General features: G+C 70.5%; 22 protein-coding genes and 5 tRNA genes. 12 read left to right on the top strand and 15 right to left on the bottom strand.

All coding sequences use genetic code 11. The features are described from left to right. The first annotated feature begins 52 nt into the window (after positions 1-52). The gene (gene cofC / locus ACFW48_RS24410) at positions 53-691 is read left to right on the top strand and encodes a 2-phospho-L-lactate guanylyltransferase (RefSeq protein WP_386317849.1); all 639 of its coding nucleotides are present in this window, start codon (positions 53-55) and stop codon (positions 689-691) included. Positions 692-700: 9 nt separating this feature from the next. After that, positions 701-904, top strand: a complete 204-nt coding sequence (locus tag ACFW48_RS24405) for a hypothetical protein (protein ID WP_386317847.1) — start codon at positions 701-703, stop codon at positions 902-904. Between the two features lie 102 nt (positions 905-1,006). Here ACFW48_RS24405 and ACFW48_RS24400 read toward each other — a convergent pair whose 3' ends face one another. The 4 genes from ACFW48_RS24400 to leuC form a co-directional block, all read right to left on the bottom strand. Next, complete coding sequence (locus ACFW48_RS24400; protein WP_386317845.1) at positions 1,007-1,666, bottom strand: HU family DNA-binding protein; 660 nt, start codon at positions 1,664-1,666, stop codon at positions 1,007-1,009. A 137-nt stretch (positions 1,667-1,803) separates the two neighbouring features. After that, on the bottom strand, positions 1,804-2,034 hold the full coding sequence (locus ACFW48_RS24395; protein WP_121749361.1) for a hypothetical protein: 231 nt from the start codon (positions 2,032-2,034) through the stop codon (positions 1,804-1,806). A gap of 276 nt (positions 2,035-2,310) precedes the next feature. Beyond that, on the bottom strand, positions 2,311-2,904 hold the full coding sequence (gene leuD / locus ACFW48_RS24390; RefSeq protein ID WP_386317843.1) for a 3-isopropylmalate dehydratase small subunit: 594 nt from the start codon (positions 2,902-2,904) through the stop codon (positions 2,311-2,313). 5 nt (positions 2,905-2,909) lie between these two features. Further along, the gene (gene leuC / locus ACFW48_RS24385; protein WP_386317841.1) at positions 2,910-4,340 is read right to left on the bottom strand and encodes a 3-isopropylmalate dehydratase large subunit; all 1,431 of its coding nucleotides are present in this window, start codon (positions 4,338-4,340) and stop codon (positions 2,910-2,912) included. 197 nt (positions 4,341-4,537) lie between these two features. On the opposite strand from leuC, the gene ndgR reads away from it, so the two are divergent. After that, complete coding sequence (gene ndgR, locus ACFW48_RS24380; RefSeq protein ID WP_121749358.1) at positions 4,538-5,254, top strand: IclR family transcriptional regulator NdgR; 717 nt, start codon at positions 4,538-4,540, stop codon at positions 5,252-5,254. Positions 5,255-5,351: 97 nt separating this feature from the next. Here ndgR and ACFW48_RS24375 read toward each other — a convergent pair whose 3' ends face one another. After that, positions 5,352-5,876 carry a DUF4188 domain-containing protein gene (locus ACFW48_RS24375; protein ID WP_386317838.1) on the bottom strand — a complete coding sequence of 175 codons (525 nt, stop codon included), beginning with the start codon at positions 5,874-5,876 and terminating at the stop codon, positions 5,352-5,354. A gap of 82 nt (positions 5,877-5,958) precedes the next feature. On the opposite strand from ACFW48_RS24375, the gene ACFW48_RS24370 reads away from it, so the two are divergent. Then, positions 5,959-6,603, top strand: a complete 645-nt coding sequence (locus tag ACFW48_RS24370) for a MerR family transcriptional regulator (protein WP_386317836.1) — start codon at positions 5,959-5,961, stop codon at positions 6,601-6,603. 46 nt (positions 6,604-6,649) lie between these two features. Here ACFW48_RS24370 and ACFW48_RS24365 read toward each other — a convergent pair. The 10 genes from ACFW48_RS24365 to ACFW48_RS24320 all read right to left on the bottom strand — a co-directional run bounded on the left by ACFW48_RS24365 (position 6,650) and on the right by ACFW48_RS24320 (position 11,229). Beyond that, a tRNA-Glu gene (locus ACFW48_RS24365) sits at positions 6,650-6,722 on the bottom strand. A gap of 44 nt (positions 6,723-6,766) precedes the next feature. Further along, positions 6,767-6,838: transfer RNA gene (locus ACFW48_RS24360), tRNA-Gln, on the bottom strand. 20 nt (positions 6,839-6,858) lie between these two features. Continuing rightward, a tRNA-Glu gene (locus ACFW48_RS24355) sits at positions 6,859-6,931 on the bottom strand. A gap of 61 nt (positions 6,932-6,992) precedes the next feature. After that, positions 6,993-7,065 (bottom strand) — tRNA-Glu (locus ACFW48_RS24350). A 39-nt stretch (positions 7,066-7,104) separates the two neighbouring features. Next, positions 7,105-7,176 (bottom strand) — tRNA-Gln (locus ACFW48_RS24345). A gap of 92 nt (positions 7,177-7,268) precedes the next feature. Further along, positions 7,269-8,003 carry an HAD family hydrolase gene (locus tag ACFW48_RS24340; protein WP_386317834.1) on the bottom strand — a complete coding sequence of 245 codons (735 nt, stop codon included), beginning with the start codon at positions 8,001-8,003 and terminating at the stop codon, positions 7,269-7,271. A gap of 109 nt (positions 8,004-8,112) precedes the next feature. Beyond that, positions 8,113-8,508 (bottom strand): Rid family hydrolase, encoded by a 396-nt coding sequence (locus ACFW48_RS24335; protein WP_386317832.1) that lies wholly within the window; start codon positions 8,506-8,508, stop codon positions 8,113-8,115. A gap of 107 nt (positions 8,509-8,615) precedes the next feature. Further along, positions 8,616-10,100, bottom strand: a complete 1,485-nt coding sequence (gene gltX, locus ACFW48_RS24330) for a glutamate--tRNA ligase (RefSeq protein ID WP_386317830.1) — start codon at positions 10,098-10,100, stop codon at positions 8,616-8,618. Next, positions 10,093-10,869: a fumarylacetoacetate hydrolase family protein gene (locus ACFW48_RS24325; RefSeq protein WP_019328732.1), complete on the bottom strand. Its 777-nt coding sequence runs from the start codon at positions 10,867-10,869 to the stop codon at positions 10,093-10,095. Before ACFW48_RS24325 ends, gltX begins: the two co-directional genes overlap by 8 nt. Before the next feature lie 171 nt (positions 10,870-11,040). Further along, positions 11,041-11,229, bottom strand: coding sequence for a hypothetical protein (locus ACFW48_RS24320; protein ID WP_386318034.1), 189 nt, complete (start codon positions 11,227-11,229; stop codon positions 11,041-11,043). A 601-nt stretch (positions 11,230-11,830) separates the two neighbouring features. Here ACFW48_RS24320 and ACFW48_RS24315 point away from each other — a divergent pair. From ACFW48_RS24315 to ACFW48_RS24280, 8 genes are all read left to right on the top strand, one after another. After that, the gene (locus ACFW48_RS24315) at positions 11,831-15,826 is read left to right on the top strand and encodes a nitrate- and nitrite sensing domain-containing protein (RefSeq protein WP_386317828.1); all 3,996 of its coding nucleotides are present in this window, start codon (positions 11,831-11,833) and stop codon (positions 15,824-15,826) included. 9 nt (positions 15,827-15,835) lie between these two features. Next, a complete protein-coding gene (locus ACFW48_RS24310) occupies positions 15,836-16,249 on the top strand; it encodes a roadblock/LC7 domain-containing protein (protein WP_003973453.1) in 414 nt (137 codons plus the stop codon). A gap of 111 nt (positions 16,250-16,360) precedes the next feature. Further along, a complete protein-coding gene (locus ACFW48_RS24305; protein WP_003973454.1) occupies positions 16,361-16,759 on the top strand; it encodes a DUF742 domain-containing protein in 399 nt (132 codons plus the stop codon). Further along, the gene (locus ACFW48_RS24300) at positions 16,740-17,315 is read left to right on the top strand and encodes an ATP/GTP-binding protein (protein ID WP_055421789.1); all 576 of its coding nucleotides are present in this window, start codon (positions 16,740-16,742) and stop codon (positions 17,313-17,315) included. Before ACFW48_RS24305 ends, ACFW48_RS24300 begins: the two co-directional genes overlap by 20 nt. 402 nt (positions 17,316-17,717) lie before the next feature. Then, positions 17,718-20,984, top strand: a complete 3,267-nt coding sequence (locus tag ACFW48_RS24295) for a nitrate- and nitrite sensing domain-containing protein (protein ID WP_386317825.1) — start codon at positions 17,718-17,720, stop codon at positions 20,982-20,984. 10 nt (positions 20,985-20,994) lie between these two features. Next, the gene (locus ACFW48_RS24290; RefSeq protein WP_004983065.1) at positions 20,995-21,408 is read left to right on the top strand and encodes a roadblock/LC7 domain-containing protein; all 414 of its coding nucleotides are present in this window, start codon (positions 20,995-20,997) and stop codon (positions 21,406-21,408) included. Between the two features lie 94 nt (positions 21,409-21,502). Continuing rightward, on the top strand, positions 21,503-22,075 hold the full coding sequence (locus ACFW48_RS24285) for a DUF742 domain-containing protein (protein WP_053137547.1): 573 nt from the start codon (positions 21,503-21,505) through the stop codon (positions 22,073-22,075). Next, positions 22,056-22,637 carry an ATP/GTP-binding protein gene (locus ACFW48_RS24280; protein ID WP_009314218.1) on the top strand — a complete coding sequence of 194 codons (582 nt, stop codon included), beginning with the start codon at positions 22,056-22,058 and terminating at the stop codon, positions 22,635-22,637. Before ACFW48_RS24285 ends, ACFW48_RS24280 begins: the two co-directional genes overlap by 20 nt. Positions 22,638-22,832 lie beyond the last annotated feature (195 nt).

Here is a 22,832-nt window from a genome sequence, read left to right as displayed (position 1 = left end):
CGCCAGGTCCCCCAGGTGACAATGACAGCGACGAGAGAAGGACGGAACACCCGTGCAGTGGACCTTGGTCGTACCCGTGAAGCCCCTCGCCCGGGCCAAGAGCAGGCTGTCGGACACCGCGGACGGCGGGGTACGGCCGGACCTCGCGCTGGCGTTCGCCCAGGACACCGTCGGAGCCGCGCTGGCCTGCCCGGCGGTGGCGGATGTGGCAGTAGTCACGGACGACGCGCGCGCCGGAAGGGAGCTGGCGGCGCTGGGCGCGAGGGTCGTCCCGGACGAGCCCGGCGGCGGCCTGAACGTCGCCCTGGCTCACGGCGCGGCCGCGGTACGGGCGGCACGTCCCGAAAGCCCGGTGGCCGCGCTCAACGCCGATCTGCCCGCGCTGCGGCCGGCGGAATTGGCGCGGGTCCTGGCGGCGGCGTCACAATTCCCGCGCGCTTTTCTGCCGGACGCGGCCGGAATCGGAACGACCCTGCTGGCCGCGGGACCCGGCCGTGAATTGGCCCCCGTTTTCGGTACGGATTCCCGGGCCCGGCACCGCGCGTCCGGCGCGGTGGAACTGCGCCTCGGCGCGGTGGATTCCGTACGGCAGGACGTCGACACCGGGGGCGATCTGCGCATCGCGCTGGCGTTGGGAGTGGGGCCCCGTACGGCCGCGGTGGCGGCGCGGTTGCTGATCGCCGGGCAGTAGGCTGCCGACATGCAGGCGACCGCATACACGTACGACCCCGAAAGCCGCAGCGGGCAGGTGCTGCTCGACGACGGCACGCCCGTGCCCTTCGACGCGGCGGCGTTCGACGCGGGGGGCCTGAGACTGCTGCGGCCCGGACAACGGGTGCGGATCGAGACCGAGGGCGCGGGCACGGAGCGCCGGATCACGCTGGTGACGCTCCAGACGTTCTGACCCGGGCCCCGAACACGCCGCGGGCCGGACTCCGAGAGGGAGTCCGGCCCGGCGCGTGAGTGCCCCTGTGCCTGGTCGCCTGCTGCTTCCGGCTGCTACCTGCTACTTCTTGCGGGCGGTGGCCTTCTTGGCGGTGGTCTTGCGGGCGGTCGACTTCTTGGCCGGGGCCTTCTTGGCGGTCGCCTTCTTCGCGGGGGCCTTCTTGGCCGTGGACTTCTTCGCCGCCGCCGTGGTGGTCTTGGCGGGGGACTTCTTGGCGGGGGCCTTCTTCGCCGTCGCCGTCTTGGCCGCCCCGGTGGTCTTCTTCGCGGTCGTCTTCTTGGCCGCCCCGGTCGTCTTCTTCGCGGCGCCCGTGGCCTTCTTCGCGGCGCCCGTGGCCTTCTTGGCGGCGGCCTTCTTGCCCGCGGCCTTGGAGATGGTGGCCGGCGGGCCGGACAGGCTGCCCTTGGGGGCCTTCTTGACCGCGATGTCGTTCTTCGGGAGCTTCTTCGAGCCGCTCACCAGGTCCTTGAAGCCCTGACCCGCGCGGAAGCGCGGCACGGAGGTCTTCTTGACCCGAACCCGCTCACCCGTCTGAGGGTTGCGGGCGTAGCGGGCCGGACGGTCGACCTTCTCGAAGGAACCGAAGCCGGTGACCGACACCCGGTCGCCCTGGACCACTGCACGGACGAGGGCGTCCAGGACCGCGTCGACAGCGTCGGCGGCCTGCTGCCGGCCGCCCAGCTTGTCGGCAATCGCTTCTACGAGCTGCGCCTTGTTCACGTCTTCCCCTTCGGAGACATCGCCAGAACGAATGTGTTCAAGCTTTTTCGCACGTTAGGCAGATATATACCGCAAATCAAACACGAAACGGGCTAATCACCCTTGTGCCGCAACGGACTCGGGCCGTCCCGGCCTGTTCAGCCTTCCTCTTCGGGGAATCGCCCCTCGTCGAGGTCGGCGGTGAACCGATCCAGGCGCCTTGCCGCACCGGCGAGATCGTGTTTGGCCGCGGCCGTAATGACCAGCAGCTTCCGGGTCAGCGCCATCCGTACGCCCTCCGGGACTTGCAGTGCGCGCACTCTTGTGTGCGCTTCCTTGAGCCGGACCGCGACCGCCGTATAGAGCTCGAGTTGGCCGTCGTGTTCCATGCACAGATTGTGCCATCTGGGGCGAGTTGTCGCCTGCGCAGGGGGCAACTGCCGCCTCAAACGGCCTTCCGAGCACACACGGAAGCCGCGCCTCCGTGACTCGCGTACCCCGGCAACCACGCCTCTAACGTGGGGAGTTGAGCGACACAGCCGTGACACACACACGCGGCCGGCAGCAGAAACGGCCGTACCCCCGATCGGGCCGATCGGGGGTACAGCCGGGGTGTTGGGTGGCCGAAACTCGACCTTGCGGGACGCCTCTGAGAAGGCCCTGGGTCAGACCTGGACGGTCTGCGGCTTGAACGACGGGCGCTTCGCCTCGTACGCGGCGATGTCCGCCTCGTTCTGGAGGGTGATCGAGATGTCGTCCAGCCCGTTCAGCAGCCGCCAGCGGGAGTTCTCGTCCAGCTCGAAGGAGGCGGTGATGCCCTCCGCGCGGACCTCACGGGCCTCGAGGTCGACCGTGACCTCGGCCTGCGGGTCGTTCTCCGTCAGCTCCCAGAGCGCGTCCACGATCTTCTGGTCGATGACCACCGTGAGCAGGCCGTTCTTGAGCGAGTTGCCGCGGAAGATGTCGGCGAAGCGGGAGGAGACGACGGTCTTGAAGCCGTAGTTCTGCAGCGCCCAGACGGCGTGCTCACGGGACGATCCGGTGCCGAAGTCGGGGCCGGCGACCAGGACCGTGGCGCCCTCCCGCTCGGGCCGGTTGAGCACGAACTCCGGGTCCTTGCGCCAGGCCTCGAACAGCCCGTCCTCGAACCCGTCCCGCGTCACCTTCTTGAGCCAGTGGGCGGGGATGATCTGGTCGGTATCGACGTTGCTGCGGCGCAGCGGGACGGCCCGGCCGGTGTGCGTGGTGAATGCTTCCATGACTCTCAGACTCCAGCGGGCGTGGGGACGTCGGCGGCGGTCAGGTCGGCCGGGGAGGCCAGATGGCCCAGGACCGCCGTCGCGGCCGCGACCTGCGGCGACACCAGATGGGTGCGGCCGCCCTTGCCCTGCCGCCCCTCGAAGTTGCGGTTGGAGGTGGACGCGGAGCGCTCCCCCGGGGCCAGCTGGTCCGGGTTCATGCCCAGGCACATCGAGCAGCCCGCGTGCCGCCATTCGGCGCCGGCCTCCTTGAAGACCACGTCCAGGCCCTCGGAGACGGCCTGCAGACCCACCCGCGCGGAACCGGGTACGACCAGCATCCGTACACCGTCGGCGACTTTGCGGTCCCGTACGATCTCGGCGGCGGCTCGCAGGTCCTCGATGCGACCGTTGGTGCAGGAACCTACGAAGACGGTGTCCACCTTGATGGAGCGCAGCGGCTGCCCGGCCTCCAACCCCATGTACTCCAGGGCCTTTTCGGCGGCGAAGCGCTCCGAAGCGTCTTCGTACGAAGCCGGGTCGGGGACCGCGGCGGACAGCGGCGATCCCTGGCCCGGGTTGGTGCCCCAGGTGACGAACGGCGCCAGCTCGGCGGCCTCGATGACCACCTCGGCGTCGAACTCGGCGTCGTCGTCCGTGCGCAGCGTCTTCCAGTACTCCACCGCCGCGTCCCAGTCGGCGCCCTCGGGGGCGTGCGGGCGGCCCTGGAGGTAGGCGAAGGTGGTCGCGTCGGGGGCGATCATGCCCGCGCGGGCGCCGGCCTCGATCGACATGTTGCAGATGGTCATCCGGGCCTCCATCGAGAGCTTCTCGATGGCCTCGCCCCGGTACTCCAGGACGTAGCCCTGGCCGCCGCCGGTGCCGATCCTGGCGATGATCGCGAGGATCAGGTCCTTGGCCGTGACGTCGTCGGGCAGTTCGCCGTTGACGGTGATCGCCATGGTCTTCGGTCGGGTCATGGGCAGCGTCTGGGTGGCCAGCACGTGCTCGACCTGGGAGGTGCCGATGCCGAACGCCAGGGCGCCGAAGGCACCGTGCGTGGAGGTGTGCGAGTCGCCGCAGACCACGGTGGTGCCGGGCTGGGTCAGGCCGAGCTGCGGGCCGACGACGTGCACGACGCCCTGCTCTACGTCGCCCAGCGGATGCAGCCGGACGCCGAAGTCCGCGCAGTTCTTGCGCAGGGTCTCCAGCTGCGCCCGGGAGACCGGGTCGGCGATGGGCTTGTCGATGTCCAGCGTCGGGGTGTTGTGGTCCTCGGTGGCGATGGTCAGGTCGAGCCGGCGCACCGGGCGGCCGCTCTTGCGGAGGCCGTCGAAGGCCTGCGGGCTGGTCACCTCGTGCAGCAGGTGCAGATCGATGAAGAGGAGGTCGGGCTCGCCCTCGGCGCGCCGGACGACATGGTCGTCCCAGACCTTCTCCGCGAGTGTCCTACCCATCGCTTTCCCTCCGGCCGACGGCGAAGCGCCGACCCAACTAGAGATCTTGGGGAAGCGGTGCCCTCACCCCTGTGTTTCCGGGCAACCGCCACCAGGCCCATTCGTCACGGGCCGTTGTGACTTCGTGCCATCCAGAGTGGCGGGTTCCACGGAAAATTGAACTTGCGTTTCACAGAGTGAGACGGGAGTATCGTTTCATGGACAACAGTAGCGGCGTCGGCGTTCTGGACAAGGCGGCCCTCGTCCTGAGCGCTCTGGAGTCCGGCCCGGCCACCCTCGCGGGGTTGGTCGGTGCGACCGGACTGGCACGACCCACGGCCCACCGCCTGGCCGTGGCGCTGGAACACCACCGTATGGTGGCGCGCGACATGCAGGGCCGGTTCATTCTCGGCCCGCGCCTGGCCGAACTGGCCGCGGCGGCCGGTGAGGACCGCCTGCTCGCCACGGCGGGCCCGGTCCTCACCCACCTGCGCGACGTCACGGGCGAGAGCGCCCAGCTCTACCGCCGCCAGGGCGACATGCGCATCTGCGTGGCCGCGGCCGAGCGCCTTTCGGGCCTACGGGACACGGTCCCGGTCGGCTCCACGCTCACCATGAAGGCCGGCTCCTCGGCGCAGATCCTCATGGCCTGGGAGGAGCCCGAACGCCTCCACCGCGGGCTCCAGGGCGCCCGCTTCACGGCGACGGCCCTGTCCGGCGTGCGGCGCCGCGGCTGGGCGCAGTCCATCGGCGAGCGGGAGCCGGGCGTGGCGTCCGTCTCCGCGCCGGTGCGCGGCCCCTCCAACCGGGTGGTGGCCGCCGTGTCCGTCTCCGGCCCCATCGAGCGCCTGACGCGCCACCCGGGCCGCATGCACGCCCAGGCCATCATCGACGCCGCCGGCCGCCTCTCCGAGGCCCTGCGCCGCACGGGCTGACCTCGCCCACACCTCGGTACGTGACCGGGGAAGGGCCCGCCTCAACGCCGCGGCGGGCCCTTCCCCGTCCTCACGTCTCCCGCGGGCCCGGCCGCCCTCACGCCTCCTCGGACGCCGCCCGCTCCCCCGACCGGTACGCGAACCGGTCCTCGGCGCGCTTGCCACGCCGCTCCAGCGGCGCCTGTCCGTGCGCCGCAGCCAGCCCGAAGGCCGGCATGTCCGCGTAGATCGACTCGTACGAACCCTCGGGCACGACGTACGCCTCGTGCCACAGCCCCACGTGCCCGCGCGCCTTGCCCTGCCGCTCCTTGCGGTTGATGACCGCCCACGCCCGGTGGTGGAACATGTCGGGCGAGTGGGCGTACCGGTAGAGCTTCTCCTTGGACTCCCAGTACTGGACGACGTAGTACGTCCGCGGCGAGGCCGTCAGCAGGACGTGCCCCAGCAGACCGCGCTCCGGGCTCTTCGCCAGTTCGCGGAGCATGCGCGGCATGGCCAGCAGCACCGGCAGCCAGTGGTGCACCGCCCAGAAGTGGTTGATCCGCATGCCGATCAGCAGTACGACCACGTCGCCCTCGGCCGCGGCGGTGGTGCGGACCGCGGTGCCCGACTTGCCGGCCATCCAGGCCTCCCCTGTTGGTGAGCGTAACTCTCCAATGATCCCGTGCTTGGATAGTGCCGGTATCCGAGGAAGGGCGCAAGGGATGCGGCTGGCCGAGTTGAGCAAGCGCAGCGGTGTGTCCACCGCGACGATCAAGTACTACCTGCGGGAGGGCCTGTTGCCGCCCGGCCGGCAGGTCAACGCGACCACGGCCGAGTACGACGCGGACCATCTGCGCCGGCTGCGCCTGGTCCGGGCACTGATCCAGGTGGGCAAGGTGCCGGTGGCCACGGCGCGTGAGGTGCTCGGCCACGTGGACGACGACTCCCTGGGCCGGACCGTCCGGCTCGGTGCCGCCCTGTGGGCGCTGCCGCAGGGGCCCGAGCCGGACGAGGACGATCCGTCCGTGGTCGCCGCACGGGTCGAGGTGGACCGGTTGCTGGAGATGCTGGGTTGGGAGACCTCCCGGGAGTTGGCCTCCCTCTCCCCCGTGCACCGCTCGCTGGTGGTGGCGGTGGCCGCGCTGAGGCGGCTGGACTACCCCTGGGACGCCGAACTGATGGCACCGTACGCGGAGTTGATGCACGAGGTGGCCCGGCGGGAGCTGGACTTCATGGAGACCCACGGCTCGGAGGCGGAGAAGGTCGAGACGGCGGTCGCGTCGGCGGTGCTCTTCGAGCCGGTGCTGCGGGCACTGCACCGGCTGGCCCAGGAGGAGGAGTCGGCACGGCGGTACGGCATCGAGTGAACGCCGAAGGGGGCTCCCGCCTGAGCGGGAGCCCCCTTCGGACTCGTACCCCCGACCGGATTCGAACCGGCGCTACCGCCTTGAGAGGGCGGCGTGCTAGGCCGCTACACAACGGGGGCGAGGATCTTGCGAGCGTTGAATATTACACCGCCGCAGATCCGAGCTGGTCTACCAGGACTCGAACCTAGACTAACTGAACCAGAATCAGTCGTGCTGCCAATTACACCATAGACCAATGTGGTTTAGACCAGTTTGTACCCCCGACCGGATTCGAACCGGCGCTACCGCCTTGAGAGGGCGGCGTGCTAGGCCGCTACACAACGGGGGCCCTAGCGATCCTGCATCAAGAACAGCGGGTGCGACCCGGCTGTCCTCGCGGGAAGGATCTGTACCCCCGACCGGATTCGAACCGGCGCTACCGCCTTGAGAGGGCGGCGTGCTAGGCCGCTACACAACGGGGGCTTTGCGGATGTGATCCGCGGTGCAGATAAGCTCTGCGAGCTGGCCTACCAGGACTCGAACCTAGACTAACTGAACCAGAATCAGTCGTGCTGCCAATTACACCATAGGCCACTGGAACGCAAGCCCCGCGGGGATCTTGTTCTAGCGTTGCGCTTCCGGTTCCCGGCCCTTTCGGCCCGCTCCTCGGCGGCGCAGGAAGAACATTACCCGAAGGTGGACGGGGCTCCAAAACGGGTATCCGCGCCGAGGAGCGCGGGGAGTTCGGAGAGCGAGGCGATACGGCGCGGCCCGACGGGCGGGTCGACGGTCGCGTACACGCCGCCGCGGTCGATCCACACCGACAGCAACCCGGCGTCGGCTGCGCCGCGGCCGTCGATCTCCGGGTGATCGCCGACGTAGGCGACCTCCCGCGGGGGGAGGCCGAGGGCGTCACAGGCCGCGAGGAAGGCCCCGGGCTCGGGTTTGGAGACGCCCAGCTCGGCGGCGCACAGGATGGCCTCGAAGCGGTCGTGCACGCCGAGGACGCGCAGCTTGCGGTCCTGGACGGTCAGGCTGGAGTTGGAGAGCACGGCGTGCCGGTGACTGGCGGCGAGGGCGTCGAGGACGGGCAGCACGTCCGGGAAGAGGGACCAGGCCGCCTCGTAGTGCGTGACGTACCGCTGGAACCAGTCGTCGGCCTCGGTGTCCGTCAGCTCCGGCCGGCCCAGGAACACCCGGGTGCGGTCGCGGCGCTGCGTGACGAAGTCGACTTCGCCGGCCGCGAAGCGGGCCCACTGCTGCTCGGTGATCTCCCGCCAGCGCACGAGGGCCTCCTCGGCCGTTCCGTACCCGGCGAGGAGCCCTTCGGCCACCAGATGGGCGCGCATGCCCTCGCGGTCGGCGGTTGTGTAGTCGAAGAGGGTGTCGTCGACGTCCCAGACCACGGCTTCGATCGGCATGAGGCCCAGCCTAGGGCCTGTCGTTTGGATCAGGTCGGCTGAGAGAGACCGCGCCTTTCAGTCCACCCGAGCGGGGCGTGGGGAAGCGGGCCGGGAGACGGACGGACGCCTACTGGGCGGCGAGGCCCTCGATCTCGATGAGCATCCGCGGATCGGACAGGGCCCGGACCTCGGCCAGCAGGCTGGCCGGACGGCAGTCCTCCTCGGCCAGCACGCTCAGCACGGCGTCGTAGTTGGCCGTCACCGCCTCGATGTCGACGGTGAAGATCCTGATCTGGACGAGGTCGCTCAGGGCGAACCCGGCTGTGTGCAGGGTTTCGCCCAGGCGCCGGAACGTCAGCCGGATCTGGCCGCGGATGTCGCCCACGGCGGCGATGCCGCCCTCGTCGTCCCGGGCCTCGTGCCCCGCGACCACGAGCCAGCGCCGCGGCTGTTCGACGACAACCGCCCGGTTGTAGGCCAACCGGTCACCGAAGAAGCGTGGGTCGATGTCCTCACGGCGCATGCGTCCAGTCTGCCGGGGCGACGCCGGCGGCGCCGGTCGGCGGGGCCCGGGCGGGTACGGCGAAGGGCGGCGGCCTTCGCGGCCGCCGCCCTTCACGCATCCGTGCGTTACGCCGCCGCCCTCGCCAGCGCCGCGTCGATCCGTGCCAGCGCCTTCTCCTTGCCCAGGACCTCCAGGGACTCGAAGAGGGGCAGGCCGACCGTGCGGCCCGTGACGGCGACCCGGACGGGGGCCTGGGCCTTGCCGAGCTTGAGGCCGTGGGCCTCACCGGCGGCCAGGACCGCCTCCTTGAGGGACTCGGGAGACGACCAGTCGGCCGCGTCCAGCTTCTCGCGGGCGGTGCGGAGCAGGGCGTCCGAGCCCTCCTTCATCGCCTTGTTCCAGGAGGCCTCGTCGAAGACCGGCTCCGGCAGGAACAGGAAGTCGACGTTGTCCGTGATCTCGGAGAGGACCTTCAGGCGGGTCTGCGCGTGCGGCGCGATCGCCTGCCACTTGGCCTCGTCGAAGTCCTCCGGCGCCCAGGGGGCGACGGGGGCCTTCAGCCACGGGCGGCAGCGCTCGGTGAAGTCCTTCACCTCCAGCAGGCGGATGTGGTCGGCGTTGATCGCCTCGCACTTCTTGAGGTCGAAGCGGGCCGGGTTGGGGTTGACGTCCGCGACGTCGAAGGCCGCGACCATCTCCTCGATCGAGAAGATGTCCTGGTCCGCGGAGAGCGACCAGCCGAGCAGGGAGAGGTAGTTGAGCAGGCCCTCGGGGAGGAAGCCGCGCTCCCGGTAGAGGTTCAGGCTCGACTGCGGGTCGCGCTTGGAGAGCTTCTTGTTGCCCTCGCCCATGACGTAGGGCAGATGACCGAAGGCGGGGGTCTCCTTGGCGATGCCCAGCTCGGTCAGCGCCTTGTACAGGGCGATCTGGCGCGGGGTGGAGGAGAGCAGGTCCTCGCCGCGCAGGACGTGGGTGATCTCCATCAGGGCGTCGTCGACCGGGTTGACGAGCGTGTAGAGCGGGGCGCCGTTCGCGCGGACGATGCCGTAGTCCGGGACGTTCTCGGGGAGGTACGTGATCTCGCCGCGGACCAGGTCCGTGAAGGTGATCGTCTCGTCGGGCATCCGGAAGCGGACGATGGGCTCGCGGCCCTGCGCCACGTACTCCTCGACCTGGGCGTCGCTCAGGTCGCGGCAGTGGCCGTCGTAGCCGGAGGGCTTGCCGGCGGCGCGGGCGGCCTCGCGGCGGGTGTCCAGCTCCTCCTGGGAGCAGTAGCAGCGGTAGGCGTGCCCGGCGTCGAGGAGCTTGGCCGCGACGTCCTTGTAGATGTCCATGCGCTGCGACTGGCGGTACGGCGCGTGCGGGCCGCCGACCTCGGGGCCCTCGTCCCAGTCGAAGCCCAGCCAGCGCATCGAGTCCAGGAGCTGGTTGTACGACTCCTCGGAGTCGCGGGCCGCGTCGGTGTCCTCGATGCGGAAGACCAGCGTGCCCTGGTGGTGCCGGGCGAACGCCCAGTTGAACAGGGCAGTGCGGACCAGGCCCACGTGGGGGTTGCCGGTGGGCGAGGGGCAGAAACGGACACGGACTGCTGGGGCGGATGCGCTAGCCACGCTTGACAACCTTGTTGGTGAGAGTGCCGATGCCTTCGATGGTGACGGCGACCTCGTCGCCGACGTTGAGGGGGCCGACGCCGGCCGGGGTGCCCGTGAGAATCACGTCGCCGGGGAGCAGCGTCATCGCCTCGGAGATGTTGACGATCAGATCCTCGATCGAGTGGATCATCTCGCTGGTGCGGCCGAGCTGACGCTGGCCGCCGTTGACCGTGAGCTGGATGGTGAGATCGGCCGGGTCCAGGTCGGTCTCCACCCAGGGGCCCAGCGGGCAGGAGGAGTCGAAGCCCTTGGCCCTGGCCCACTGCTTCTCGCGGCGCTGCACGTCGCGGGCGGTGACGTCGTTGGCGCAGGTGTAACCGAAGATCACGTCCTTGACGCGCTCACGCGGGACCTCGCGGCACATGCGGCCGATGACGACGGCGAGCTCGGCCTCGTGGTGCAGTTCCTCGGAGAAGGAGGGGTACTGGATGGCGTCGCCGGGGCCGATGACCGAGGTGGACGGCTTGAAGAAGGCGAACGGGGCGTCGGGCACCTCGTTGCCGAGTTCGCGGGCGTGCTCGGCGTAGTTGCGGCCGAAGGCGACGACCTTGTTGGGGAGTACGGGCGGCAGGAGCCGCACCTTGCTCAGGGGCACCTTGGTGCCGGAGAGCTCGAAGTCCGCGAACGGGATGCCCTTGATGATGTCGAGGACGAGCTGGTCCGGCTGGTCGCCCTCGACCGCGCCGAAGGCGACGTTCCCGTCGATGGAGAACCTGGCGATGCGCACGGGTTGCTTGGCCCCTTGCTGAGCTGGCTGGAGTCTGACGCTCCAGGCTAACGCGGCAGAGGGCGGGCGCCTCGCGCAATACGTTCCGTGCCCCCGAGGGGCGGCGGTTCGGCGCGCGGGCGCCCGTGTGCCCGTACGGCCGCCCTGAACGTCCGGCGGCCGGGTGGCGTACTACTCTGCGGCGGAGGCCGCGACGGGGATCTCCATGAGCGTCGTGCGCCGGGGATTGGCGGTCTGGGCGGGGAGCTCGACGGCGTGCTCCGGCTGCTCCGGCGTCCGCAGGTCGTCGGCACCGTCGAGGTGCGCCAGCGTCGTGCGTCGCGGGTTGGCGATCTTGTGGAACATCATCGTCGTCTTCACGGTTGTACGAGACCCTGTCGTGTCCGGGCGCCGGAGGGCTGCAAGAACCCTTGCGAGGGCGCGGGTTGTCGGTTTTGCCTTCTCTGTAAAGCGTCAGGCTAAACATGGGATTCCCCGCCAACCCGAGCGAGGCTCCTGATCTGCATGTGAGTTTGCTCACTTATCAAGGGTCAAACCGGTCAATTCAGGCTCACGCAACACTGCGACGAAAGCGACATTGCCCACCTGAACCCATCATTCCGCTCCTGATCATGTCGACTGGGACACCTACCTGGTGTCGCCGACTCGCGGACATACGTCCGTTTTGCGGGTGATCATTTTCTACGTCCGGTGACCCCGCCCTCACGTGCTGTCATCTATGTCACGGGGCGACCCATGGGCCTTGTTGGAGATCCGGCACTGTGCTGGAATTCCACGGACCGCTGCGGGATCGAGCCGGCGCACAGGGGGCGCACACCAGCGCCGAGCGGCGGCGAGATGGGGGAACCAGCGCCGGTCACTCACGACCACCACGGGGGCGTATTCAGGGCGCCCCTATGACGCCGACACCGTGCCCAGCCGTTCACGCGGACGGGCGCCTGGTCCAGAGGTTGCGACGCTAGTGCAGGGACGTTTCAAGAGGGATGGCAGCGCTTCGGCGGAGCCGGAGCCGCAGCACGGCGGGACTGGCCCCAAGGCCGTCAGCTCCTCGCCCCAGCACGCCCAGAACCCGGGCCAGGCCCAGTCCGGCGACAACGGCGACCGCCCCGGTCAGGCCGGGACGTCGTCCGCCGCCGGCCAGAAGCCGCCCGCGAAGCCGTCCAAGGGCTCGACCGGCCCCGGCCCGCGAATAGCCCTGCGCAACTGGCGGATCTCCACCCGTCTGGTGTCGCTGCTCGCGCTTCCGGTGGTCGCGGCCACCTCGCTGGGCGCGCTGCGCATCAACCAGTCGATGGACGACATCCAGCAGCTCGACAACATGAAGCTGCTGACCGAGATGACCAAGCAGGCCACCGAGCTGGCCGCCGCGCTCCAGGAGGAGCGCGACCAGTCCGCCGGTCCCCTGGCGCACGGCTCGACGTCCAGCGCGATCGCCGTCAAGGGCGACCGGGAGAAGACCGACCGGGCCCTGAAGAACTTCCTCGACAGCTCCGAGGAGATCGACGCCGCCAGCAAGGACGGCAACCTCGTCGGCGTCCGCGACAGCCTCGTCGGCCTCGCCAGCGACCTGAACGACCTGAACAAGATCCGCAGCACCGCCTATCAGGCCAAGGAGAACTCGACCCAGACCGTCGAGGCGTACCACCGCCTGATCACCCACCTGCTCGACCTCTCGCAGGACATGGCGGAGGCGACCAGCAACCCCGACATGATCCAGCGCACGCGCGCCCTGTCGGCCTTCTCCTCGGCCAAGGAGTACGCGTCGATCCAGCGCGCGGTCCTGGCGGCCGCCCTGCCCGCGAACACCACCAGCAAGGGCAAGCTTTCCGAGAACGACCGGCTCTACGCCCAGTCGGCGCTGCAGAGCCAGACCTCCGAGGTCCGCAGCTTCACCAGCATCTACGGCGACGGCGCCGAGGAACTCCTCAAGCCGATCTCCGAGGGCAACCCGGTGATCGAGTCGTCCGACCAGTACGCCGGCCGCGCGCTCGGCCAGGTCAACGGTCTGGCGGACCTGAAGACCCGGTCCTACCAGGACTGGCTGGACGACAGCTCCACCAAGATCCAGCAGATGAAGAACATCGAGCTCAAGCTGCTGGAGGACATGGAGCAGCAGGCCCGCGAGCTGCGCAGCGAGTCGGAGCGCGAAGCGATCATCTCCGGTGTGCTGATCCTGCTCGTGCTCGGCGTCTCCCTGGTCGGCGCCTTCGTCGTGGCCCGCTCCATGATCCGGTCGCTGCGCCGCCTGGAGGACACCGCGACCAAGGTCGCCCAGGACCGCCTGCCCGAGCTGGTCAAGCAGCTCTCCGAGACTGACCCGCAGGACGTCGACACCTCGGTGGAGTCGGTCGGCGTGCACTCCCGGGACGAGATCGGCCGAGTGGCCGCGGCCTTCGACGACGTGCACCGCGAGGCGGTCCGCCTCGCCGCCGAGCAGGCCCTGCTGCGGGGCAACGTCAACGCGATGTTCACCAACCTCTCGCGCCGCTCCCAGGGTCTGATCCAGCGCCAGCTGTCGCTGATCTCCGAACTGGAGTCCCGCGAGGCCGACCCGGACCAGCTGTCCTCGCTCTTCAAGCTCGACCACCTCGCGACCCGCATGCGCCGTAACGGTGAGAACCTCCTCGTCCTCGCCGGTGAGGAGCCCGGCCGCCGCTGGACCCGTCCGGTCCCGCTGGTCGACGTGCTCCGTGCCGCCGCCTCCGAGGTGGAGCAGTACGAGCGCATCGAACTGTCCTCCGTGCCGACCACCGAGGTCGCCGGCCGCGTGGTCAACGACCTCGTGCACCTGCTCGCCGAGCTGCTGGAGAACGCGACCTCGTTCTCCTCCCCGCAGACCAAGGTCAAGGTCACCGGTCACGCGCTGCCCGACGGCCGCGTGCTGATCGAGATCCACGACACCGGCATCGGCCTCTCCCCCGAGGACCTCGCCGCGATCAACGAGCGGCTCGCCTCGCCGCCCACCGTGGACGTCTCCGTCTCCCGCCGCATGGGTCTGTTCGTGGTCGGCCGCCTCTCGCAGCGCCACGGCATCCGCATCCAGCTGCGCCCGTCCGACTCCGGTGGTACGACCGCGCTGGTCATGCTGCCCGTCGATGTCGCCCAGGGCGGCCGCAAGCCGCAGCCCAAGCCGGGGCAGCCCGCCTCGGGCAACGGCGGTCCGGCCGCCGCGCAGGCCGCGGCCGGTGTCGCGGCGGCCCGGCGTGGTGGCGGCCAGGGCGGCGGCGCCCTCGGTGGCGGCGGTGCCTTCGGCGGCGGCGGTGGCGGTGCCCTCGGCGCCGGTGCGCCGAGCGGTGGCCGGCTCGGTGCCGGTCAGGGGCCGCGGGCCGCACTGCCCGGGCGTGACGCGGGCGGTCGCCCGAGTGCGCCGGGCGGCGCGCGCGGGCCGCAGTCCCCGGCGGGGCCGAACCAGCAGAACCGCCCGGCTCCGGCCGGCGCGGGCGCCGGTGCAGGTGCCGGTGCCGGTGCCGGTCAGGCGCCCGGTGCTCCGCAGGGCCTGCAGGCCGCGGGCATGAACGCGCCGCAGGGCAACCCCCCGCAGGGCAACGCGCCGCAGGACGGCCAGGACGCCTTCGGCGGCGGACGCGGTCCCTCCGCGCCCCCGCAGCGCGGCAAGCGCCGCGGCAACGGGAACGGCGACGCCGAGCAGGCCCGTCGCCCGCAGCTGCCGCCGCGCGGTGGTCCGCGGGCCGAGCTGCCCGGCGGCAACCCGCAGCCCCGTACACCCAGCTGGAGCGACGAGAACGCACAGCCGCCCGTGCCGCGCGCCTCGCTGGACGCCCCGCGCGGCCACGAGGAGTCGGACAGCTCGCGTACGGACCGCACGCCGCGCTTCGACGACCGGCAGGGGCCGGGCTCGACCGCAGAGATGCCGGCGGTCCCCCGGCTCGGTGAGTCCCAGGGACCCGGTGCCACGGCCGAGTTCGCCCGCCCGGACTTCGACGCCCCGGCACCTCGTCGGGACGACCCGCAGAACACGGGGCGGTTCGCCCAGCCCGGCCAGAACCAGCCCGGCCAGAACCAGACCGGTCAGAACCAGACGGGCCAGGACCAGTACGGCCAGAACCAGACCGGCCAGGACCAGTACGGCCAGGGCGGAATGCACGCCGCCCCGCAGAACGACCAGTTCGCGCGGCCCGAGGCGGCCGCCCCGCAGCAGAACGGCGGAGCCTTCGTCCGCTCGGACGTCTTCGGCGGACAGCCCGGTCAGGCCGGCCCGACCAGCCCGGCCTCGACCGGCCCGTTCACCAGCGCCCAGGGCTTCGACAACGGCTCGACCGGGCAGCACCGCCTGCCAGAGCGTCAGAACCCGGCCGCCACGGGCCAGTTCGAGCGCCCGCAGGTCAACGGCGCGCACGGCGGGAACGACTTCGGCGCTCCGCAGCCGCCGGCCCCGCAGCAGCGTCCGGCCCACCAGGAGCCCGCGGGCGGGAACACCAACGGGAACTCCAACGGCACCGCCGCGCAGCGGCCGGGTGACGGATGGGCCCTGCCCCCTGCCTCCGGCCCCGGTGACGGACGTACGCCGCTGTACGACACGCTGGAGACCAACTGGTTCCACGGCGACCGCGAGGCGAGGGCCCAGCAGGGCCCCCCGGCCGCGGCCCCGGAGCCGCAGGCCCCCCAGCCCCAGACCCCGGCAGCCCCTCAGCGGCCCGCCACCTCCTCCTGGCGCAGCTCGCCGAACGACGACCTCGTCCGGCAGGCCGAGCGCGTCCGGCAGCCGGCGGCCGGCGGGATCACCACATCCGGCCTGCCGCGCCGGGTGCCCAGGGCAAACCTCGTCCCGGGCACGGCTCAGCAGCAGTCGCACCAGAACGGTCCGCAGGTATCGCGTGCGCCCGACGAAGTGCGCGGCCGGCTGACCAATCTCCGTCGGGGAATCGCACAGGGCCGTCAGGCCGGGACCAACCAGACCGGCAGCTATCCGCGGCCCACTCACCAGCAGGAGCGTTAGTTGAGCCCGATGAGCCAGGCGGCACAGAACCTCAACTGGTTGATCACGAATTTCGTGGACAACACCCCAGGGGTGTCCCACACCGTCGTCGTGTCCGCCGACGGACTCCTTCTGGCGATGTCGGAGGGCTTTCCGCGCGACCGCGCCGACCAGCTCGCGGCCGTCGCCTCGGGGCTGACCTCGCTGACCGCCGGGGCGTCCCGGATCTTCGAGGGCGGCAACGTGGCACAGACGGTCGTGGAGATGGAACGCGGGTTCCTTTTCCTCATGTCCGTCTCGGACGGCTCGTCCCTGGCCGTCCTCGCCCACCCGGAGTGCGACATCGGCCTCGTCGGCTACGAGATGGCACTCCTGGTCGACCGCGCGGGGGCGGTACTCACGCCCGACCTGCGCGCTGAACTGCAAGGAAGTCTGCTCCACTGAACGGCCCCGGCACCACCCGTGTTACCAAATCACCGTCCGGCCGCCACAATCCCCCCACCGGCCTCGTCAGACGGCACGACTGACCAACCTGCTGTCCCGCCCGGAGGATTCATGACCCCGCCCACCGCCTCTCATGATCCGTACGCGGAGCCGTACGAGGACGAGGGCGACCAGCCGCTGGTACGTCCGTACGCGATGACCGGCGGCCGGACGAGGCCGCGCTACCAGCTCGCCATCGAGGCGCTGATCAGCACGACGGCCGACCCGGCAGCGCTCATGGGGCTGCTTCCCGAGCACCAGCGCATCTGCCACCTGTGCCGCGAGGTGAAGTCGGTGGCCGAGGTGTCGGCCCTGCTGGCGATGCCGCTCGGCGTGGCCCGGATCCTCGTCGCGGACCTCGCGGAGGCCGGGCTCGTCGCGATTCACCAGCCTGGCGGCGACGAGAACAACGGCGGTGCGCCGGACGTGACACTGCTCGAAAGGGTGCTCAGTGGACTTCGAAAGCTCTGACGGGGGTCGGGCGACCACCTCCGCGAAGATCGTGGTGGCCGGCGGCTTCGGCGTCGGCAAGACCACGTTCGTGGGCGCCGTCTCCGAGATCAACCCGCTGCGCACCGAGGCAGTGATGACCTCCGCCAGCGCCGGGATCGACGACCTGACGCACGCCGGGGACAAGACGACCACCACGGTCGCCATGGACTTCGGCCGCATCACGCTCGACCAGGACCTGATCCTGTACCTGTTCGGCACGCCGGGCCAGGACCGTTTCTGGTTCATGTGGGACGACCTGGTGCGCGGCGCCATCGGCGCCGTGGTGCTGGTGGACACGCGGCGGCTGGCCGACTGCTTCCCCGCGGTGGACTACTTCGAGAACTCGGGCCTGCCGTTCGTCGTCGCGCTCAACGGCTTCGACGGCCAGCAGCCGTACAACCCGGACGAGGTGCGCGAGGCGCTGCAGATCGGTCCGGACACCCCGATCATCACGACCGACGCCCGGCACCGCGCCGACGCGAAGAGTGCGCTGATCACGCTGGTGGAGCACGCGCTGATGGCACGATTGCGGTAGGTCCGCGGGCGGCCGCGGCCAAGTCGGCAGGGGTCTACGGCACTTGTCGTAGGCGGGGCGGAGCCGACTGTGTCCTTTGACACGGTCGGCCCCGCCGTTCATAACGTTTCGGCAGAGGAATCGGGTGGTACCGACACGCGACGCGGTCAACTGGTCTCGCTGCGCGCACGAACGCCCCGTCTTTTGACGGGCCTCGCTCTTTATGACCGTTTTACGCGGGCCTTACATCACGTGTAACCCCCGCGTTCCACTGTTTGGAAGAGCGCTGGTCGCCGTGCTGGAATGCCAGAACTGCCCAATGGTCAAAGACGTACTCAGCAGTAGTGCGTACCCGATGACGGACTGGGCTCTGAGACACAGCGGCACGACATAGGTGCCGACCGCCGAGAGGTTGTTGGTCGAGTGAGGCGAAGCAAGAACAGTCCCGAGCCATCGGCCCGGGGCAACTTCACCCCGCCGCCGCGCACAGCGGCGCCCGCCCCCGTGCCCGCTTCGGAAACCAAGGCCGAACCCGCCCCGAGCGGCGGCCGTTTCTCCCCGCGCAACTGGCGGGTGACCACCCGGCTGAACGCGATCCTGCTCATCCCCGTGCTGGTCGGCCTCGTCATGGGCGGCTTCCAGGTGAAGAGCTCGATCGACACCTGGTCGGACGCCGAGGACGCCGAGAGCACCGCGCGCCTGGTGCGCGCCTCCCTCGGCTACGCCAACGCCCTCTACAACGAGCGCGACCTCACGGCCGCCCCGCTGCTGCAGGGCAAGGGCCAGGAGGACGCGACCGTCACCAAGGCCCGGCAGGCGACCGACGAGGCGGCCGACGCGTTCGACGAGGCCGCCCAGGACATGCCCGGCAAGGCGGGCCTGGAGCGCCGGCTGAAGGTGTTCCGCGAGCAGGAGCCCAAGCTCCAGACGCTGCGCGTGGCCGCGTACACCTCCAAACTCAAGGGCGTGGAGACCGAGGAGGGCTACACCGGGATCGCCCACCCCCTGATGGAGTTCGCCAACGAGCTCGGTCTGGGCACCGGCAACATCACCTCCTACGGCCGTACCGTCTACGCGATCTCGCTGACCAAGGCGGCGCTCTCCCTGGAGCGCTCCATCGGTATGCACATGCTGGTCAAGCCGGGCCCGGAGCCCAGCCACCTCGCCAGCCAGCGCGTCGCGCTCTCCTCGTACGCCTACCTGGAGCGCATCGCCATCGAGGAGTACATCGGCGGCGGTACCGAGGCGGACGCGCAGAAGCTCGAGGACGCCGAGGCGCAGCTCAAGACGGACGGGGCGGCCATGGCCAAGGAGGCCAAGGCCAAGGACCCGGACTACGTGCCGCCGCCGGCCAACCCGACGACGATGATCTCGGAGCTGGCCCGGCTGGACTCGACGGACCCCAGTGCCCGGGCCGACCTGGCCGAGCAGGGCATCACGCCGGAAAACTGGTGGGCGGTCAACACCCTCAAGTTCGACGCGTACCAGAAGATCGAGTCGGACCTGGCCGACAAGGCGGTGTCCGAGGCGTCCACGATCGCGGACGACGCCGAGCGGGACGCCTACATCACGGGTGCCGCGGTCGTCATCGCGCTGCTCGCCGCGTTCATCCTGGCCGGCATGGTGGCCCGCCAGATGAGCCGCTCCATGCGCCAGCTGCGCAACGCCGCCTTCGGCATCGCCGAGCAGCGCCTGCCGATGCTGGTCGACCAGCTCTCCCGTACCGACCCCGGCCGGGTCGACACCCGGGTCCAGCCGATCCCGATCACCTCGACCGACGAGATCGGCGAAGTCGCCCGCGCCTTCGACCAGGTGCACCGCGAGGCGGTCCGGCTCGCCGCCGAGCAGGCCCTGCTGCGGGGCAACATCAACGCGATCTTCACCAACCTGTCGCGCCGCAACCAGTCGCTGATCGAGGGCCAGCTGAGCCTGATCACCGACCTGGAGAACAACGAGGCCGACCCGGACCAGTTGGAGAACCTCTTCCGGCTGGACCACCTCGCCACCCGTATGCGCCGCAACGGCGAGAACCTCCTGGTCCTCGCCGGCGAGGAGCCCGGCCGCCGCTGGGACCAGCCGGTGCCGCTGGTCGACGTGCTGCGCGCCGCCTCCTCCGAGGTGGAGCAGTACGAGCGCATCGAGCTGTCCGGCGTCCCGGAGGCCGAGATCCACGGCCGCGCCGTGACCGACCTCGTGCACCTGCTGGCCGAGCTGCTGGAGAACGCGACGACGTTCTCCTCGCCGCAGACCAAGGTCCGCGTCACCGCGACCCGGCTGCCCGACGGCCGCGTGATGGTCGAGATCCACGACAAGGGCATCGGCCTGACCGCCGAGGACTTCGCGGACATCAACCACAAGCTGGCCAACCCGCCGACCGTGGACGCCGCGATCTCGCAGCGCATGGGCCTGTTCGTGGTCGGCCGGCTGTCGGACCGGCACGGCATCCGCGTCCAGCTGCGCCCCTCCGGCGAGCAGGCGGGCACCACCTCGCTGGTCATGCTCCCGGACGCCATCACGCACGGTGGCGGTGGCGAGCAGCAGCCGCGTGACGAGTTCACGGTCTCGCAGATCATCCCGGAGCAGAACTTCCAGGGCGGCGAGAGCTTCGGTCAGGTCGGTCAGCCCATGCGGACCGCCGCCGAGCTGGGCTTCGACGACAGCCGGTACGCCGAGGTCCCCGACGACATACGCGAGCTCGACCCGGTCGGCCGCTCGCTGATGCGCGAGGAGCGCCGCGCGGCCCTGGAGGCCCAGTCGAACCCCGAGCTGCCCGGTCCGGCGGACCACGGCGGCCGCGAGGAGGCCGCGACGCCCGGGTACCAGGACCAGTTCACCGGACAGCAGCCGGTGTACGACCAGGGTCAGAGCGGCTACCAGGAGCAGCAGACCGGACAGGCCGGAGGGTACGACCAGCGATCGTCGTACGCCGATCAGCAGCAGACGTCGTACGACGAGCAGTACTACGCGCCGGGCGGCGGCATGCCGCAGGGCGAGGGTTACCCGGCGGGCGGCGGCTACCCGGACCCCTCCTTTGCGGAGCAGAGCCGCAACGGGCACCAGTCGGCGGGCGCCGGCGCCCAGGAGGCCTACTCGGCCTTCGAGCAGCGGCGCTACCAGGACGACTGGCCCCAGCAGGACGGCTACCAGAACGGCTATCCGGACCAGTACCCCGCGGGTGCTCCGGAGGCGGAATCCGTGCAGGCCGCTGACGTGAACGAGGCGGACCGCGTAGGCTTCGACCGTCCGGGTCCGGCCCCCTCCGCCGCCCACCAGATGACCGACGCCGGTCTTCCCCGCCGCGGATCCACCGCGAGCGGCGCGGGCGACGCGGGGCGCGCGGGCCAGGAGGCGCCGGCCGCCGCCCCGGAGGCGGGTGGCCCGGACAACTGGCGGTCGGCCAACGACGACCGCTGGCAGCAGGCCTCGGCGCTGCGCAAGCCCAAGGCGGGCGGGGTGACCTCCTCGGGCCTGCCGCGACGGGTACCCAAGGCCAACCTGGTCGAGGGCGCCGCCGAAACCACTCCCCAGGGAGGCCCACAGGTCTCCCGCGCCCCGGAGGACGTCCGGGGCAGGCTGAGCAACCTGCGGCGCGGCGTCGAACGGGGCCGCAGCGCAGGCAGTGAAACGAACGGCCAGGACACAAGGAATGAACACCGTGGTCCTGACAGCACCTACAACCAGGAGCGTTAGTGTGAGCCCGATGAGCCAGGCGGCGCAGAACCTGAACTGGTTGATCACCAACTTCGTGGACAACACCCCGGGGGTGTCCCACACGGTGGTGGTCTCCGCCGACGGACTCCTTCTGGCGATGTCCGAAGGGTTCCCGCGCGACCGTGCCGATCAGCTCGCGGCCGTCGCCTCCGGCCTGACCTCGCTGACCGCCGGTGCCTCGCGCATCTTCGAGGGCGGCAGCGTGAACCAGACGGTTGTGGAGATGGAGCGGGGATTCCTCTTCATCATGTCCATTTCCGACGGCTCGTCCCTCGCGGTTCTCGCACACCCGGAGGCGGACATCGGTCTCATTGGGTACGAGATGGCCCTTCTGGTGGACCGTGCGGGCACGGTTCTGACGCCGGATCTGCGGGCTGAGCTCCAAGGGAGCCTTCTCAACTAAAGGACAGACGGTGCGTTTTGGCGTCCCGTGGCCGTAAAGTTTCGGGACGCGGCTCCACAGTGATGGATGCCAGGCACAGTCGGAGGAGGAAAAAGTGGCAACACCCCCAGGCGGTCCGTCTTCGGGCAACTGGTCGTACGGCCCTGGCCAGGGTCAGAACGACGGCTCGGCAAACGGATACGGCTACCCCTCCGTGCCGAGCCACCGGCAGCCGTACGCGCCGCAGGGCCCCGGCCCTTCGCCGTACGACCAGCCGCACGCTCCGCGTATTCAGCCCGTGCAGCCGCAGCGCCGCACCCCTGAGCCGGCGCCCGCCGGGGCGTCGAACAACCCCCTGGTGCGCCCGTACGCCATGACGGGCGGCCGCACCAGGCCGCGGTACCAGCTCGCCATCGAGGCGCTGGTGCACACCACCGCACAGCCGCACCAGATGCAGGGCCAGCTGCCCGAGCATCAGCGGATCTGCAACCTCTGCCGGGAGATCAAGTCAGTGGCCGAGGTCTCGGCCCTCCTGACGATCCCTCTCGGTGTGGCCAGGATTCTCGTCGCCGACTTGGCGGAGGCGGGCCTGGTCGCCATCCATCAGCCCGGCGGCGACGAGAACGCCGGCGGCCAGCCAGACGTGACACTGCTCGAAAGGGTGCTCAGTGGACTTCGCAAGCTCTAGCGGAGGGCCTTCCCGCTCCACCACTTCCGCGAAGATCGTGGTGGCGGGCGGATTCGGCGTGGGCAAGACGACGTTCGTCGGCGCCGTCTCGGAGATCAATCCGCTGCGCACCGAGGCCGTGATGACATCCGCGTCCGCGGGCATCGACGACCTCACCCACACGGGGGACAAGACGACCACGACGGTCGCCATGGACTTCGGACGCATCACGCTCGACCAGGACCTGATCCTGTACCTCTTCGGTACGCCCGGCCAGGACCGCTTCTGGTTCATGTGGGACGACCTGGTGCGCGGCGCCATCGGCGCGATCGTTCTGGTCGACACGAGGCGGCTCGCCGACTGCTTCCCCGCCGTCGACTACTTCGAGAACAGCGGTCTGCCGTTCGTGATCGCGCTGAACGGCTTCGACGGACAGCAGCCGTACAACCCGGACGAGGTCCGGGAGGCGCTGCAGATCGGTCCGGACACGCCGATCATCACGACGGACGCGCGGCATCGGGCCGATGCGAAGTCCGCGCTCATCACTCTCGTGGAGCATGCCCTGATGGCGCGGCTGCGCTAGCCGCGCGCAGCCTGCGGGCATGCGCGACGCCCCCTGCGGCCACCGGGCTGCCGGGGGCGGTTCGTTGCCGGGTGCGGGTGGTCCGTGGCTGGTCGCGCCCACGCGGCGGAGCCGCACATCGACACAGCCCCGCGCCCCTGGGCACGTTGCCCCGCCCGGCGTCATACAGCGCCCGTGCGATGCGAAGAGGCCCCC

This window comes from Streptomyces sp. NPDC058812, from assembly GCF_042744565.1.
GTDB lineage: Bacteria > Actinomycetota > Actinomycetes > Streptomycetales > Streptomycetaceae > Streptomyces > Streptomyces thinghirensis.
The sequence above is the reverse complement of the archived record's forward strand: the minus strand, read 5'-3'. Positions and strand labels throughout refer to the sequence as shown.

Coding starts and splice junctions, on each gene's coding strand:
- ACFW48_RS24405 (WP_386317847.1), top strand. CDS start 701: ATGCAGGCGACCGCATACACGTACGACCCCGAAAGCCGCAGCGGGCAG.
- ACFW48_RS24395 (WP_121749361.1), bottom strand. CDS start 2,034: ATGGAACACGACGGCCAACTCGAGCTCTATACGGCGGTCGCGGTCCGG.
- leuD (WP_386317843.1), bottom strand. CDS start 2,904: ATGGAAGCATTCACCACGCACACCGGCCGGGCCGTCCCGCTGCGCCGC.
- leuC (WP_386317841.1), bottom strand. CDS start 4,340: ATGGGTAGGACACTCGCGGAGAAGGTCTGGGACGACCATGTCGTCCGG.
- ndgR (WP_121749358.1), top strand. CDS start 4,538: ATGGACAACAGTAGCGGCGTCGGCGTTCTGGACAAGGCGGCCCTCGTC.
- ACFW48_RS24375 (WP_386317838.1), bottom strand. CDS start 5,876: ATGGCCGGCAAGTCGGGCACCGCGGTCCGCACCACCGCCGCGGCCGAG.
- ACFW48_RS24370 (WP_386317836.1), top strand. CDS start 5,959: ATGCGGCTGGCCGAGTTGAGCAAGCGCAGCGGTGTGTCCACCGCGACG.
- ACFW48_RS24340 (WP_386317834.1), bottom strand. CDS start 8,003: ATGCCGATCGAAGCCGTGGTCTGGGACGTCGACGACACCCTCTTCGAC.
- ACFW48_RS24335 (WP_386317832.1), bottom strand. CDS start 8,508: ATGCGCCGTGAGGACATCGACCCACGCTTCTTCGGTGACCGGTTGGCC.
- ACFW48_RS24310 (WP_003973453.1), top strand. CDS start 15,836: ATGAGCCAGGCGGCACAGAACCTCAACTGGTTGATCACGAATTTCGTG.
- ACFW48_RS24305 (WP_003973454.1), top strand. CDS start 16,361: ATGACCCCGCCCACCGCCTCTCATGATCCGTACGCGGAGCCGTACGAG.
- ACFW48_RS24290 (WP_004983065.1), top strand. CDS start 20,995: ATGAGCCAGGCGGCGCAGAACCTGAACTGGTTGATCACCAACTTCGTG.